Source organism: Yinghuangia sp. YIM S09857, assembly GCF_051388915.1.
Lineage (GTDB): Bacteria > Actinomycetota > Actinomycetes > Streptomycetales > Streptomycetaceae > Yinghuangia.
The window spans coordinates 165,773-180,041 of record NZ_JBPKBH010000018.1 but is presented as its reverse complement, the minus strand read 5'-3'; the positions used below and the strand labels follow the sequence as shown (position 1 = coordinate 180,041).

14 protein-coding genes and 1 pseudogene are annotated in these 14,269 nt (G+C 69.4%); 9 read left to right on the top strand and 6 right to left on the bottom strand.

Annotation, left to right across the window (positions count from 1 at the left end):
• A partial coding sequence (locus ACRX5S_RS31035) for a LuxR C-terminal-related transcriptional regulator (protein WP_436776479.1) occupies positions 1-124 on the top strand: 124 nt, incomplete at its 5' end.
• A gap of 105 nt (positions 125-229) precedes the next feature.
• Positions 230-1,249, top strand: a pseudogene (locus ACRX5S_RS31030) (zinc-dependent alcohol dehydrogenase family protein); the annotation flags it as partial.
• On the opposite strand, the gene ACRX5S_RS31025 reads toward ACRX5S_RS31030, so the two are convergent.
• Both ACRX5S_RS31025 and ACRX5S_RS31020 read right to left on the bottom strand, forming a co-directional pair.
• On the bottom strand, positions 1,210-1,968 hold the full coding sequence (locus ACRX5S_RS31025) for a hypothetical protein (RefSeq protein WP_436776469.1): 759 nt from the start codon (positions 1,966-1,968) through the stop codon (positions 1,210-1,212). The pseudogene ACRX5S_RS31030 and the gene ACRX5S_RS31025 sit on opposite strands and share 40 nt — an antisense overlap.
• Positions 1,969-2,028: 60 nt before the next feature.
• Entirely contained in the window at positions 2,029-2,583 is a 555-nt protein-coding gene (locus ACRX5S_RS31020) for a flavodoxin domain-containing protein (RefSeq protein ID WP_436776468.1), read from the bottom strand.
• A gap of 187 nt (positions 2,584-2,770) precedes the next feature.
• Between ACRX5S_RS31020 and ACRX5S_RS31015 the strand changes: the two genes are divergently transcribed.
• The 3 genes from ACRX5S_RS31015 (at position 2,771) to ACRX5S_RS31005 (ending at position 6,830) form a co-directional block, all read left to right on the top strand.
• Positions 2,771-3,808, top strand: coding sequence for a zinc-dependent alcohol dehydrogenase family protein (locus ACRX5S_RS31015; RefSeq protein ID WP_436776467.1), 1,038 nt, complete (start codon positions 2,771-2,773; stop codon positions 3,806-3,808).
• A gap of 138 nt (positions 3,809-3,946) precedes the next feature.
• Positions 3,947-6,388 carry a glycoside hydrolase family 65 protein gene (locus tag ACRX5S_RS31010; RefSeq protein WP_436776466.1) on the top strand — a complete coding sequence of 814 codons (2,442 nt, stop codon included), beginning with the start codon at positions 3,947-3,949 and terminating at the stop codon, positions 6,386-6,388.
• Positions 6,389-6,527: 139 nt separating this feature from the next.
• On the top strand, positions 6,528-6,830 hold the full coding sequence (locus tag ACRX5S_RS31005; protein ID WP_436776465.1) for an SHOCT domain-containing protein: 303 nt from the start codon (positions 6,528-6,530) through the stop codon (positions 6,828-6,830).
• A gap of 54 nt (positions 6,831-6,884) precedes the next feature.
• Here ACRX5S_RS31005 and ACRX5S_RS31000 read toward each other — a convergent pair whose 3' ends face one another.
• Positions 6,885-7,412, bottom strand: a complete 528-nt coding sequence (locus ACRX5S_RS31000; RefSeq protein ID WP_436776464.1) for a CBS domain-containing protein — start codon at positions 7,410-7,412, stop codon at positions 6,885-6,887.
• A gap of 163 nt (positions 7,413-7,575) precedes the next feature.
• Between ACRX5S_RS31000 and ACRX5S_RS30995 the strand changes: the two genes are divergently transcribed.
• From ACRX5S_RS30995 to ACRX5S_RS30980, 4 genes are all read left to right on the top strand, one after another.
• Entirely contained in the window at positions 7,576-7,983 is a 408-nt protein-coding gene (locus ACRX5S_RS30995) for a hypothetical protein (protein ID WP_436776463.1), read from the top strand.
• Positions 7,984-8,112: 129 nt separating this feature from the next.
• Positions 8,113-9,024: a universal stress protein gene (locus tag ACRX5S_RS30990; RefSeq protein WP_436776462.1), complete on the top strand. Its 912-nt coding sequence runs from the start codon at positions 8,113-8,115 to the stop codon at positions 9,022-9,024.
• Positions 9,025-9,050: 26 nt separating this feature from the next.
• The gene (locus tag ACRX5S_RS30985) at positions 9,051-9,935 is read left to right on the top strand and encodes a dsRBD fold-containing protein (protein WP_436776461.1); all 885 of its coding nucleotides are present in this window, start codon (positions 9,051-9,053) and stop codon (positions 9,933-9,935) included.
• A gap of 16 nt (positions 9,936-9,951) precedes the next feature.
• Positions 9,952-10,161 carry a DUF1918 domain-containing protein gene (locus ACRX5S_RS30980; RefSeq protein ID WP_436776460.1) on the top strand — a complete coding sequence of 70 codons (210 nt, stop codon included), beginning with the start codon at positions 9,952-9,954 and terminating at the stop codon, positions 10,159-10,161.
• Between the two features lie 20 nt (positions 10,162-10,181).
• Here ACRX5S_RS30980 and ACRX5S_RS30975 read toward each other — a convergent pair whose 3' ends face one another.
• The 3 genes from ACRX5S_RS30975 to ACRX5S_RS30965 all read right to left on the bottom strand — a co-directional run bounded on the left by ACRX5S_RS30975 (position 10,182) and on the right by ACRX5S_RS30965 (position 14,209).
• Positions 10,182-10,580: a hypothetical protein gene (locus ACRX5S_RS30975; RefSeq protein WP_436776459.1), complete on the bottom strand. Its 399-nt coding sequence runs from the start codon at positions 10,578-10,580 to the stop codon at positions 10,182-10,184.
• A gap of 136 nt (positions 10,581-10,716) precedes the next feature.
• Complete coding sequence (locus tag ACRX5S_RS30970; RefSeq protein ID WP_436776458.1) at positions 10,717-13,329, bottom strand: cation-translocating P-type ATPase; 2,613 nt, start codon at positions 13,327-13,329, stop codon at positions 10,717-10,719.
• A complete protein-coding gene (locus ACRX5S_RS30965) occupies positions 13,316-14,209 on the bottom strand; it encodes a universal stress protein (RefSeq protein ID WP_436776457.1) in 894 nt (297 codons plus the stop codon). The genes ACRX5S_RS30970 and ACRX5S_RS30965 overlap by 14 nt, the downstream gene beginning before the upstream one ends.
• Between the last annotated feature and the right edge of the window lie 60 nt (positions 14,210-14,269).

Genomic DNA, 14,269 nt, shown 5'->3' with positions numbered 1-14,269 from the left:
CGAGAAGACCGTCAAAAACTACGTCTCCGCGCTGCTCAACAAGCTCGGCCTCGAACGCCGCGTCCAAGCGGCCGTCTTCGCCACCGAAGTCCAACAGGACAGGCCTCACGGCAGCGCGAGCTGATCAACGAGATCGCGCCGACAGGCCGAACGGCCCTGTGGTGTCGGCTCCTTCGGTAGCAGGCTCGAAGCACACCCCGAGCCTCACCCATCGAACGGAGTGGTCGCCATGAAGGCGCTCGTCTACCACGGAACCGGCCGCCGCAGCTGGGAGGACGTCGCCGATCCGGTGATCGTCGACCCCGAGGACGCGATCGTCCGCGTCGACGCGGTCACCATCTGCGGCACCGACCTGCACATCCTCAAAGGCGACGTGCCCGAGGTCGAACCCGGCCGAGTCCTCGGCCACGAGGCCGTCGGCACCGTCGTCGACACCGGCCAGGGGGTGCGGAACGTGCAGCCCGGCGACCGGGTCCTCGTCTCGTGCATCTCCTCATGCGGGCGCTGCCGATACTGCCGCGTTGCCGCGTACGGCCAGTGCACCGGCGGAGGCGGCTGGATCCTCGGCCACCGCGCCGACGGCACCCAGGCCGAACTGGTGCGCACGCCCTTCGCGGACAACTCGCTGCACAAGCTCCCCGACAACGTCGGCGATGAGGCCGCCGTACTGCTCGCTGACATCCTGCCGACGTCCTACGAAGTCGGCGTCCGCAACGGCCACGTAGGCCCCGGCGACACCGTTGCCGTCGTCGGCGCAGGGCCCATCGGGCTGGCGGCGGTCATCGCCGCGAAGCTCTACTCACCCGCAAGCATCATCGTCATCGACCCGGACACCGGGCGCCTTGAGGCGGCAAAACGCTTCGGCGCCGACATCACCCTGACCCCCGACCAGAACCCGGAGGAAGCCGTCCGAGCGCTGACCACCGACGGCTTCGGGGCCCACGTCGTCATCGAAGCCGTCGGCATCCCCGAGACGTTCGAGACGTGCGCACGGCTCGTCCGCCCCGGCGGACACGTCGCCAACGTCGGCGTGCACGGGCGCCCCGCGACCCTGCACCTGGAAGACCTGTGGATCAAGAACGTCACCATCACCACCGGCCTGGTCGACACCAGCAGCACCCCGATGCTCCTCGACATGCTCGCCGCAGGGCGCCTCGACACCAGCGGCATGGTCACCCACCGCTACGGCCTCGACGAGATGCAGGACGCCTACGACGTCTTCTCCCGGGCCGGCGAGACCGGCGCGCTGNCATGCTCGCCGCAGGGCGCCTCGACACCAGCGGCATGGTCACCCACCGCTACGGCCTCGACGAGATGCAGGACGCCTACGACGTCTTCTCCCGGGCCGGCGAGACCGGCGCGCTGAAGGTCGTCCTGTTCCGCGGCTGAGGACGTCGGACCGGACCCGAGGCGGCGAGGCGGCGACCGTTCCCGGTGTCCCCTCCCCACCTCGACGCCCCTTACGCCGACATGGCGTCCCGAACGACAACGAACGACAACGCCGATGCCCCCAGGCCGGCGCCGTGCTCCAGACACATCGTCGAGTTCGTCGAGACCGACCTTGCTGCGTAGCAGCCAGGTCGGTAGACCGGGATCGACTTCGCCGGGCCGGGTGGCCGTCGCGAGCTCTTCGGCCGGAGTGAGGCCCATGGTCGCGTCGACGGATTCGCCGCTGTGCACCGTGCACGAGGATGCGCCCGCTCCGAGATGGCAGGTCTCCGCACGGCGTCGATCACGGCCAGCGCCCGGCCCTGGCGGAGCGGGCCGGCGGCGCGAGGGGCGCGATACGGCCTGCAACGGTCGGTGTGACCCCGTGCCCGGGCCGGTGAAGCCGGCGCCGCCGTGGACGACCCGGTGGCCGACGGCGTCGACCGGCCCCGCCGACCGGAGGAAGCCCGTGACGGCACCCGGGGGAAGGGTCTCGGGGGCAGTGAATGTCCGGATGTGCGGACACCACGCCGTCGGCACCGACGACCAAGAGTGTCAGGCTCGACGAGCGCGCGTCGACGACCAGGACGCGGTCGGCGGTCAGTACGACGGTTCGCGCCTCTCCTCGGCTTCGACCGTCCACTTGGCGGCCAGCCTCTCGGCGATGCCGCATGCCCACGCGTCGACCTCGTCCCAGTCGCGGAAGTCACCGATGCGCCAGCCGAACGCCCACATGAACGACCTTACGTGCCAAGGGATGTGTTCAGGCGCGAGCACACCCGCGAAGTAGTGCAGTTCGCGCGGATCAACCAGGTCGCGGTCCACCGCGACAGCCCTGGGGACCCGGGTGTGCGCTGCGAACCAACGACCGCGGCGTCCGTGTCCGGCCGGCGCCATGCCGACGCTGAAAAGCCACACCGGCCGCTCGGCCAACAGTTGCGCGTGCCGGTGCAGGAACTCCGCGCCCTCGGGCAGCCAGTCGCCGTTGTGCACCGCGCTCCCGGCCACGACGGCATGGTAGTGGCCGACGTGTTGGACCGACCGGGCCTCGCGTACGTCGACGCGCATGCCGTAGTCCGCGAGCCGTTCGCCGATGCGTTCTGCTATCGACCGGGTGGAACCGTGGCAGGTCGCGTACGTGACGAGGACGGACATGGCCCACCTCCGATTGCTCCTTCCCTCATGTTTGCGCTTGCCGCCGAGTCCGCCCAGGGCCGTTCGGCCCATGCCGGAGGCAGCACGGTCCGTGGGCGCGTCTCGGTGCCCGGGTAGGCCTTCTGTAGGGCACAGGCACAGACCGGTGCCCGGTCGAGCCGTATCCGGCGTTTGCCGAGGAGGCGTCATGATCGCAAGAGATGGACGGAAGCTCGGGCCGCAAGAACTCGCCTGGATCGTGCACTCACCTGGACCGGTCACCTCAGGTCCACTTCGAAGCGTGCTGCGTGGTGTGCCGGAGCCGGGGCCGGGAGAGGTCCGTGTGCGCGTCGAGGCATGTGGGGTCTGCCGCACCGATCTGCACTTGGCCGAGGGCGACCTCGCGCCACATCGCCCGGGCACCGTCCCCGGCCACGAGGTCGTCGGGACGGTCGACTCACTCGGACCGGGCACATCGCGCTTCGGGATCGACGACCGCATCGGCATCGCGTGGCTCAGGCACACCTGCGGCGTCTGCCGGTATTGCACAACGGGCCACGAGAACTTGTGCCCTTCCTCTGCCTACACCGGCTGGGATGCCGACGGCGGCTTCGCCGAGCACGCGGTGGTTCCTGAAGGCTTCGCGTACGCGCTTCCCCGCGCCGCCGACGCCGAGCACTTCGCGCCGCTGCTGTGCGCCGGGATCATCGGCTACCGGGCGCTGAAACGCAGCGAGCTGCCCGCCCACGGCCGCCTCGGAATCTACGGTTTCGGTGCGTCGGCGCACCTCGCGGCACAGGTGGCCCTCGCCCAGGGCGCAACGGTGCACGTGATGACCCGCGCCGAATCCGCGCGCCGCCTGGCGCTGGAACTCGGCGCCGCCTCGGCCCAGGACACCTACGCCGTACCGCCGGAACCCCTCGACTCCGCGATCGTTTTCGCGCCGGTCGGAGACATCGTCCCCGCGGCCCTGCAAGCGCTCGACCGCTCCGGAACGCTCGCGCTGGCAGGAATCCACCTGACAGACGTACCAACCCTCAACTACCAGCGACACCTGTTCCACGAACGTCAACTACGCAGCGTCACCGCCAACACACGCGAGGACGGCACCGAGTTCCTGCGCCTGGCTCAGGAGATCGGCATCAAAGTGAGCACGTCTCCCTACCCGCCGACCCGAGCGGACCAGGCATTGGCCGATCTCGCCGAGGACCGCGTCCATGGTGCGGCTGTGCTCATGTTCGGCTGATACCGCGCAGATGGGCACCTCGCCCCTATCGGGCCGTTCGGCCCTGCCGAGCACGGGGTGGTGGTGCTGGAGTGGACGTGGGCCGGTCGCGCCCGTGTCGTCCGGACACGAGGCGTCAGCGCCCGCATCGGAGGAGAGATGGACACCCCCTCCAGCACTGCGGCGTCGGATCGACACGATGGCGCGTGGGTGCTGCGGTACGAAGGGTTCGACCCCGCCCAAGAGGGCCTTCGCGAGTCGTTGTGCGCTCTGGGCAACGGATACCTGACGACGCGGGCCGCCTTCCCCGAGGCCCGGGCGGACGATGTGCACTATCCCGGCACGTACGTCGCCGGCCTCTACGACCGGGCGGTCTCCCACATCGCGGGCCGCCGCGTCGAGAACGAGGACCTGGTCAACCTCCCCAACTGGCTGCCGATGACCTTCCGCGCCGACGATGGCGCCTGGTTCGCCGGAACCGTGGAAGAGCTGGTCGAGCATCGGATAGTGCTGGACCTGCGCCGTGGAGTGATGCAACGCCAGGCGCGCGTACGCGACTCCGCGGGTCGCGTCACGCAGATGACCCAGCGTCGCCTCGTCCACATGGCGCATCCACACCTCGCCGCCCTGGAGACGGTCCTCGTGCCCGAGAACTGGTCCGGCACACTCACCGTGCGCTCGGCGATCGACGGGGCGATCCGCAATCGTGGGGTGCGACGCTACCGCGGACTCGCCGATGAACATTTGGGCGGCTTTCGTCGGCACACCATCGGCGACGACGCAATGCTGCTGGAAACCGAGACGCTGGCGTCGCGCGTACGTGTGGCCGTCGCGGCTCGCACCTGCGTGGCAGCGGGAGGCCCCCCGATCGCCACCGATCGATGGACGGAGCTGCGCCGGATCGGTGAGGACCTCACATTCGACGCGATCGAGGGCGAGCCCGTCGGCGTCGAGAAGGTCGTAGCCATCTACACGGGGCGGGACCCGGCTATCGCCGACCCTGCCACCGCCGCCCGCCAAGCCGTCACGGAGGCAGGCGACTTCGACGCTCTGCTGGTTGCCCACATCCGCCGATGGACCGAACTGTGGGGCCGTTGTCGGCTCGACTTCGACCTCGGCCCGCATTCGGACGGGGAAGCATCGGCGCGGTTGTACTCGTTCCACATTCTTCAGACGCTGAGCGCGCACACGGCCGCGCTGGACGCGGGTGTGCCGGCCCGTGGCCTGCACGGTGAGGCGTACCGGGGGCATGTCTTCTGGGACGAGCTGTTCGTGCTGCCATATCTCAACCTCCGGCTTCCTGACGTCAGCCGCGGCCTACTGCGCTACCGGTATCGCAGGCTGGACGCCGCCCGGGCCGCCGCCCGCGCGGCCGGGTTCCGGGGCGCGATGTTCCCGTGGCAAAGCGGGAGCGACGGGCGCGAGGAAACCCCGGCGATGCATCTGAATCCACGGTCAGGTCGATGGCTGGAGGATCACAGCCACCGGCAGCGCCATGTCGGCGCGGCAATCGCCTACAACGTGTGGACGTACTACCAGGCGACCGGCGACGGTGCGTACCTTGCCGCTGAAGGCGCCGAGCTCCTGGTGGAAATTGCGCGGTTCTGGGCGGACATCGCGACCTTCGACCCGGTCATCGGCAGGTACCGCATTCGCGGGGTCATGGGACCTGACGAATACCACGACGGCTATCCCTGGTCGGACGCCGCCGGGCTGGACGACAACGCCTACACGAACGTGCTTGCGTCCTGGGTTCTGCGCAAGGCGGCGCATGCGCTCACCGTCCTCCCTGAGTACAGGCGCGCTGAACTCGGCGAGCGAATTGGCCTGCACCACAACGAACCCGCCCACTGGGAGCACGTGGCCCGCAAACTCCGCGTCTGCTTCCACGACGGGGTCATCAGTCAGTTCCACCGATACGGCGAGCTGGCCGAACTCGACTGGGAGCGCTACCGCAAGCAGTACGGCGACATTCGGCGGCTCGACCGCATCCTGGAAGCCGAGGGCGACACGCCCAACCGCTACAAGGCGTCGAAGCAGGCCGATGTCCTCATGCTCGCATACCTGTTCTCACCGGCCGAACTCGTGGAACTCCTGGCGTACATGGGCTACGAAACGGACCCGGGACTATGGGGGCGGACGACCCGGTACTACCTGGACCGGACCGCCCACGGCTCGACGTTGAGCTCGGTGGTCCACGCCTGGGTGCTTGCGCGAGGCGACAGAGGCGGTTCCGGACGGTTCCTTCGTGAGGCATTGGCCTCCGACGTGCACGACATCCAAGGCGGGACTACTGCCGAAGGCATCCATCTCGGTGCGATGGCGGGGTGCCTGGATCTGCTCACGCGGGGCTACCCAGGGCTTGAGGTGCGCGAGGACGCGCTTCGTCTGGATCCGGTGCTGCCCGAAGGCGCGGGTCCCTTGGAGTTCCGGATGCGCTACCGCGGGCATTGGGGAGTCCACGTCCGCATCACCCGCCGTTCGACTGCTGTGAAACTGCGCCCAGGCCAGTCCACCGCGATTCGGGTCCAGATCCAGGACAACGAACACACCGTCCACGCCGGCGAGACGTTCAGAGTTCTCCTGGGCGGCAAGGCCTGAGCGTTGCCCGGTTCGGACACCCCGGGTCCGGGGCCGGGCCGATCGGCCCTATGGCCGACCGCGCCGCGGCAGCACGCTGGGGCTGTCGAGAAGCGGTCCGGCCGTGGCACCGGACCCCGAATCCGGAGGTGAACACGCGATGATCTGGTCCGATCACAACCTCGGCGGTTGGGGCTGGTTCGGGATGACCGCGTCCATGGTGGTCATCTGGGCCTTGGTGATCACCATGGTCGTGTGGTTGACGCGCACACTGTCCGACCGCGACCACCCGCGACGCGTCGCACCGCCCCCGCATCGCCAGACGCCTGAGCAATTGCTCGCCGAGCGGTTCGCCCGCGGCGAGATCAACGAGGACGAGTACCTGCGACGCCTGGCCGTTCTGCGCAGGCCGCCACCCCCGAAGGGGGCCGACCCGCACGCCCACGGACACCCGTCAACGTGACCGTCCGGCCGGTGCTGTCGGGCCGCCATCGGGTCGGCCCCGACAGCACCGGAGTCAGTCTTCGAAGGGGTACGGCAGAACCGGTTCGAGGCTGAAGAGCACGGGACCCGTGCCGGCCGCCGTGCCTGGGCGCTTGTGCCGTCCCGCGAGCAGGGCGACAAGGTCTCGCGCCGTGAGCAGGCCGACGAACCGTCCCGAGGCGTCCAGCACCGGGAGCGCGTCAGTCCCCACTTCCGTCATGACCGTGGCGGCCCGCGACACCGGGGCATCGTCGTGGACCAATGCGCGGCCGCGACCGACCACCAGATCTCCCACATAGCGCTCGCTGAGCACCGCGGCAGGAGACGAGCAGGCAACGGCAAGCTCCGACCGCTCGACCAGCCCCGGACACCGGCCGTCTTCGTTCACCACCGGAAGGTGGTGGAAACCTGTCCGCTGAAGAATCTCCCAGGCCATCAGGACCGACTCGTCTTCGGCCACCGTCACCAGCGCGACGCTCATCACCTCTCTGACGGGTGTCGCGCCGACCTCGTCCGTAAGGCTGCCTGACACCTCCGGGCGCGTGTCCGCTGTGGGATCCATCGGGACACCTCCGTAACTCGTGCCATCCCGCCACCTCTGATCCAGAGGTGGCGTCGCCGTGATCACATCTCAGGCCCCCTTGTGACGCCAGGGCCGAACGGCCCACCGCGACGCGAATCACGGCGACGGGCTGACGGTCCCGCGCCACCGGGTCCTTCGGCCGATGGCAGCCGATTGCGCCACGGCCACGCTGATGGGAGAAGACGCGACGCATCGCCTGCTGGAGGTGGCCACCATGCTCGTCCTCACCGCCCTGGGGCTCATCGTCCTCACCCTCGGTTGCACCGCCCTCTTCGTGTCCGCATGCGGTCGGCTGCGACGGCGGGAGTTCCCGCGGTGGACCAAGCGCGGTAAGCCGGAGCGCCGAGGGTATGTGTGGCAGGACGCCAGGGTCAGCGCCGAAGCGGACGCAGAGAGAGTGTCCCTGGAACACAGCGAGCAAGCACTCGCCGCCGCACGACTGACCGGAACGCTGGACTGCCTCGGCTATCACGACGAAATGTCCCGCGTGGCCGCCCTGGACGACGAGCAACGCCCGGTGCGCGTGCCGACCGGTCGTCGCCATCCGTAGCCGTCAATCCGCACAGAGCGATGGCGCCGTCATGGGCCGACCGGCCCTACAGGGGGTTCGCCCCTGCGCGCAGCCTGAAACCGTGCGCGATTGTCGGAAGTTGACTGTCGGAAATGAAAGGTCGCGGTGATGATGGAGAATTCGGAATTCGGCGCGCCCCGGGTCGTCGCCGCCGTCGACGGCTCGCCGGCCGCCGACAACGCACTCGACTGGGCCGCGGACGAAGCACACCTGCGCGGAGCCGCGCTCGAGGTCGTCCATGCCTGGGACGAGACACCCAAAGGGCACTGGACCGAAGGCATACTCTCCCAACAAGCCGACGAAATTGTGCGGACCGCTGCCGAACGTGTTCGCCGCCGAAGGGTCGGCCTGACCGTCACCAGTTCGGTGCTTCGAGGAGAGCCCGGCGACGTTCTCACCGAGGTCGGACACGGCGCCGACCTGGTCGTCATGGGCAGTCGAGGACGCGGCGGGTTCGTCGGCATGTTGCTCGGATCCGTCAGCCGACGAGTCGCCTCCGAGGCGGACTGTCCGCTTCTGATCGTCCGGGCCGGCGAGGCCGGCATCGCGCAGCCTCCTCAGGAGGAGGACTACTTCCGTACCTCCGAAGCGTGCGTCGTGGTGGGGATCGCCGACGAGACGGGCGAGGCCGCAGTGCGCACGGCATTCTTGGAGGCATCAGGGCGCCGTCAGCGTGTGCACGCCGTTTACGCGTGGTCTCTGCCGGATCTCCCGGTCTACGGACTTGCCGCACAAACCGGCACCGCGGCCGAGGCCGCGCGCATGTGCAGGCAAGGCGGCAAGTCAATCCTCGCCAAAGCATTGGCACCGGTCCGCGACGAGTACAAGGACGTCGAAGTCGTCACCGAGGTAATCATGGGCCGCCGCACGCAGGTCTTGCTGGACGCCTCTCGCTCCGCCTCAGTAGTCGTCCTCGCCACGCACCGTCGACACGGCCGCCTCGGCTGGCATCTCGGCCCCGTCACCCACGCCCTTCTGCACCATGGGCACGCCCCCGTACTACTCGTTCCCGTCGACTGACAGCCACTGGGCCTCAGGACGACACCATGCAATACCACCGCATCGAATCCCAGATGACCACCGATGTCGTCGGCGTGCGAGAAACGACTCCGTTCGCGGGGATCGTCCGCCTGCTTCGGGAACACCACATCGCCGCCGTACCAGTCGTCGACAGCCGCGACCACGTTCTCGGTGTCGTTTCCGAGAGCGACCTGCTTCGCAAAGAAGCCGACCGACAGGGCCCGGCTCCGTTCGTTTTGCAGATGATCACTCGCCGCGTCGTACGCGCCGCGCGCGAAAAGGCATCCTCGACCATCGACGTCCGCGTCCGCGTCCGCGTCCGCGTCCGCGACGGAATCGTCGACCTGGCCGGCCAGGTCGAGCAGAAATCCCTCGTCGCCATCCTGACGCGCATGTGCCGTGGCGTCGACGACGTGGTCCTTGTCCGGGAACAACTCACGTACAGGCACGACGACATGCGCATCCGTCCGCCTGTGGTGTGCCGCCGCTCGCAGACTCGTGACGCGACCGCTCCGACGCGGATATTCATCGTGCCCGGTCGGGGAGGCGGGCGCCGAAGCGACAAGACAATCGAACCGGAGGTGAGGACGATGGCAGTCACCAAGCAATGGACGGTTGACATCTACCTGAGCGAGAAGGCCGCAGACGACTTCGAGGGCGGCGCCACGGTGCGTACGCACGCGGAGGCGCGGCTGCGTACCGGGGACGCCACCGCGTTGCGGGGCGTGGGTGACGCCCGTAAGCACCCAGCGGATCCGGATGTCCCGGAAATCGGCGACGAGTTGGCCGCGGCGCGTGCCTTGTCCGACCTCGCCAACCAATTGCTGCACGCTGCGGCAGCGGACATCGAATCGACCGTCGGCACCTCGACGGCGAATCCTGCGCCCGCCTGGATCGACCCCGCTCGGTGACGGAGGTGTGAATGACATGAACGCGGAAGTCGGCAACTGGATCGTGGTTGAGTCGGTTCACCTCGGCGGCGCGCGCCGGATCGGTCGCGTGATGGCCGTCCAACACACGGACGGGTCCCCGCCCTATCTGGTGAAGTGGACCGACAACGACCGGGAGACCCTGTTCTTCCCCGGACCCGAGGCACACGTGGAGACGACCGAAGCCGTCATGCGCACCGGCCGCTGACGCCGACTTGCCCCGGCTCCTCAAGTCTCCAGGCCACGGGGTGCCGTGGGCGGGTCGGGCGCAGACACGGCCCGGAGCTCGGCATGCTCCTCCAGATACAGGCCAAGACGCTCCATCAGGATCGCGATCTCACGTTGGACGGCGCTCTCGGTCGCCTGTAGACGGTCGGAGATCTCGTGATTCGTCAGACCCTCGGCAATGAGATCGCAGATGCCGCGGGCGTTCGGGCTCACGTGCCGATCCCGCACCCGGTTCATGACGCGTGCTGTGAGCACCGGATCCAGCAGGGGTTTGCCTGCCGCCACCTCGACGATCGCCTCGACCAAGTCCTGCCCGCTCAACTGCTTGAGCAGGTAGCCCGAGGCACCGGCGATCGCGGCGGCCACCAGAGCGTCTTCGTCGTCGTACGAGGTCAGCATGCGGAGGTGTCCTCGAATGCCCGCGTCGCAACCAGATCGAGCTGGAGCGCCGGGGTGGGGCCAGGCGAGCCGCGGCGCGGAAAGTGGTGATCGACGCGGCGCTCTACTGTCGCCGTGGCCCCGGCTGGTCCACTCGTCACCTCGCCCGAGCGCGCATCCCCCGATCGGCGCGGGCGGCGGCGAAGCCGCACAGCGCACCACCGAGCACCGCAATGGCCAGGTCCGGGACGGACAGCGGCTCGGTGCCCATCACGTCCCGCAGGAACGGTACGTAGAGCGCGAGCAGGCCCAACGCGAGGGAGCCGAGGACTGCCGCGGGCAGGAAGAGGTTGTCGCGGACGAACACCTTGTTGCGCAGGCCCATGACGACACCCAGTTGTGCGCACAGCAGCGCGAGGAACAGCATCGACTGCCACGGCCGCCCGGCGTGGTCGGCCCAGACGCCGACTCCGAGGCTGACCGCGGTGACGACGGTGCCTAGCCCGAGGATGCGCTGCCACAGGCCGTCCCCGAGGATGCTCTGGCCCGGGGGCCGCGGTGGCCTGCGCATGATGCCGGATTCAGCGGGCTCGGCACCGAGCGCGACACCGGTGAGACCGTGCGTGAGCAGGTTGATCCACAGGATCTGCGCGGCCAGCAGCGGCACGGCGAGACCCGCAGCCGGGCCGAGGAGCATGACGGCGATCTCCGCGGCGCCTCCGGCCAGGGCGTACAGCAGGAAGCGGCGGATGTTCGCGTACACGCGCCGGCCTTCCTCGACCGCCGCGACGACCGTGTGGATCTCGTCGTCGGCAAGGACCAGGTCGGCGGCCTGCCGTGCCACCTCGGTACCGCGGCGCCCCATCGCCACCCCGATGTCGGCCTGCTTCAGGGCAGGGCCGTCGTTGACGCCGTCGCCGTTCATGGCGGTGACCGCTCCCCGGGCGCGCCAAGCCTGAACGATGGCGAGCTTCTGCTCGGGCGTGGTACGGGCGAAGACGCGAACTGCGGTGAGCTCTTCGGGTGACGTATCCGCGAGGTCTGCGCCGGTCAGCACGGAGGCACGCGCCTGCGCGTCGTCGTTGTCGACGATGCCCAGTCGCTCTGCGATGGCCTGGGCGGTGGCGGGGTGGTCGCCGGTGATCATGATCGGGGTGATACCGGCCCCGAGACAGGCGGCCACAGTCTCACGCGCGGACGGCTTCGGAGGGTCGCTGATGGCGACCAACCCGAGAAGGCACATACCGTGTTCGGCGCGGGCGGCCTCGTCCGGCAGGCGGTCCAACGCGCGTGTCGCCACAGCGAGGACGCGGTGGCCACCGGAGGCCAGGTCGTCCGCGGCTTGGCGTGCGTCGGCGATGTCCCCCGGCGTCGCGGCGATGAATTCGGAAGTGAGGACCACTTCCGGCGCACCTTTCAGAACCGCGTGCAGCCTGCCGTCGTCGTTGCGGTGGATGGTGGCCATACGCTTGCGGCCGCTGTCGAAGGGCGCTTCCGCGACTCGGGGGAACCGAGCCCGTAGTGCGTCCCGCTCCAGGCCGACCTTCGCCGCCGCCGAGAGCAGCGCCGCCTCGGTGGGATCTCCGAGCGCCGTCCAGTCGGCGTCCTGATCCTCTGCGGGCGGTACCAGTGTGGCGTCGTTGCACAGCGCCGCGGCGGTCAACAGGTCGACGAAGTCGGTTGCTTCGGGTGCCCCACGGTCGGCTGCAACGGTGCCGTCGGGGCCATATCCCGTGCCCGTCACATGCGCCGACCCGTTCGGCGTCCACAGTCGTTCGACCACCATGCGGCCCTCGGTGAGGGTGCCGGTCTTGTCGGTGGCCAGCACAGTTACCGACCCCAGGGTTTCCACGGCGGGCAGGTTGCGCACGATGGCTCGGCGGACGGCCATGCGACGGGCTCCGAGCGCCAGGCCCAGCGTTACGACGGCCGGCAGTGATTCGGGTACCGCGGCGACGGCGAGGCTGATCGCGGTGACCGCCATCGCCTCGACGGGCTCGCCGCGCAGGAGCCCCAGCACGAAGACCACGGCGCACAAGGCGATGACCACCAGCGCCAACACGCGCCCGAGTTGCGCGAGGCGACGTTGCAGCGGCGTGGGCTCGTGCTGCTCGCTCATGAGGGACGCGATGCGACCGAGCGTGGACCGTGCGCCGGTGGCGGTCACGATCGCGACGCCGCGGCCGCGTACGACGACGGTGCCGGCCTGCACGGCGCCTTCCGGCCGCGAGTGGGCCTCGGAGCCGGCGAGGGCGACCTTGTCGACCGGGACGGACTCGCCGGTCACCGTTGATTCGTCCACCAGGAGGGCGGATGCCTCGCAGAGGACGCCGTCGGCGGGCACGATGTCGCCTTCTTCAAGCAGCACAACATCGTCGGGGACGATCTCGGTAGACGGAATCTCCTTCTCCACGGCGTCGCGGACCACGCGCACTGTCGGAGCGGAGAGATCCGACAGCGCGGTGACCGCCCTGTCAGCGCGAATCTCCTGCACGACACCGACGACGGTGTTCACCGTCACGACGAGCAGAATGACGGTGGTATCCGCGAAGTCCGCGGTCAGCGCCGTCAGTACGGCGGCGGCGAGAAGCACGAGGATGAGGGGGTCCCGCAATTGCCCGGCGACCCGCGCCCACAGTGACACGGGACGCGCGCGGGCGATGCTGTTGGGTCCGAAGCGTGCCAGCCGCTCGGCGACCGCCGCCGCGGTCAGACCGCGGCGCGCCGCAGGTCGGACGGCCTCCGAGGTCGAGTGGTCAGGCATCGTCATGCCCGGCCGGGACCACGATCAGCGGCGCCTCGGCATGGTGTATCAGGCCCTGACTTACGGAGCCCAGCAGCATTCCTCGAAAGCCGCCCAGGCCTCGCTGGCCGACCACCACGGCCAGCGCGTCCCGAGAGGCGTCGGCAAGCGTACGCACGGGGTGACCGAAGGCGATCTGCTGTCGAACCGGCACGTCGGGATACTTGGCGGTCCAGCCGGCCAGCGTGCTCGACAAAGTCTCGCGGGCGTTCAGCCTCGCGGCGTCCGCGGCGACAGCCGCAACCGGCGTCATGGGGAAGTGGCAGACCCAGAGCGCCAGTACGGTCGCGCCGCGCAACGACGCCTCTTCAAAGGCGTACGCCAGTGCTCGTTCGGACGCCCGGGACCCGTCCACACCCACGACTACCGTGTTCGGAACCGCGGATGTGTTCTCGTGGCGGCGGATCACCGCTACGGGGCAGTGGGCGTGGGCGATGACCGGGACGGCGATGCTGCCAGTGGTCAGGGCCTCGCGCAGCGCCGAAAGGCGACGGGAGCCCAGCGCGACCATGGCCGCGTCACGCCCGGCGGCACGCAACACGTCGTCCGGCGTCCCGTCCACGAGTTCTTCGTCGACCGTGAGGTCCGGGTGCCGCGCAAGTACCTGCGCGCGCGTGATGTCGAGCGCCTTCTGACCCGCGGCGCGGAAACGCCCGCTCCAGGTCTCCCAGGGACTCGTCATATCGGGTCGTCGGTCGGCGCCGGGCGGCCAGTCCAGCGCCCGCACGAGGCGTAGCGGACGTTTGTGCACCGCTGCCTCATCGGATGCCCAGTCGGCGGCGCGCCGAGCGGCTTCACTGTCTTCGACCCCTACGACGATGGGCGTCTGCTCGCTGAAGTGACCCATGGCCCGGACCTGTCCTCGGCGGCCGATCGGGTGCCGGCCGTTCTCCTCGACCCTGTGCCC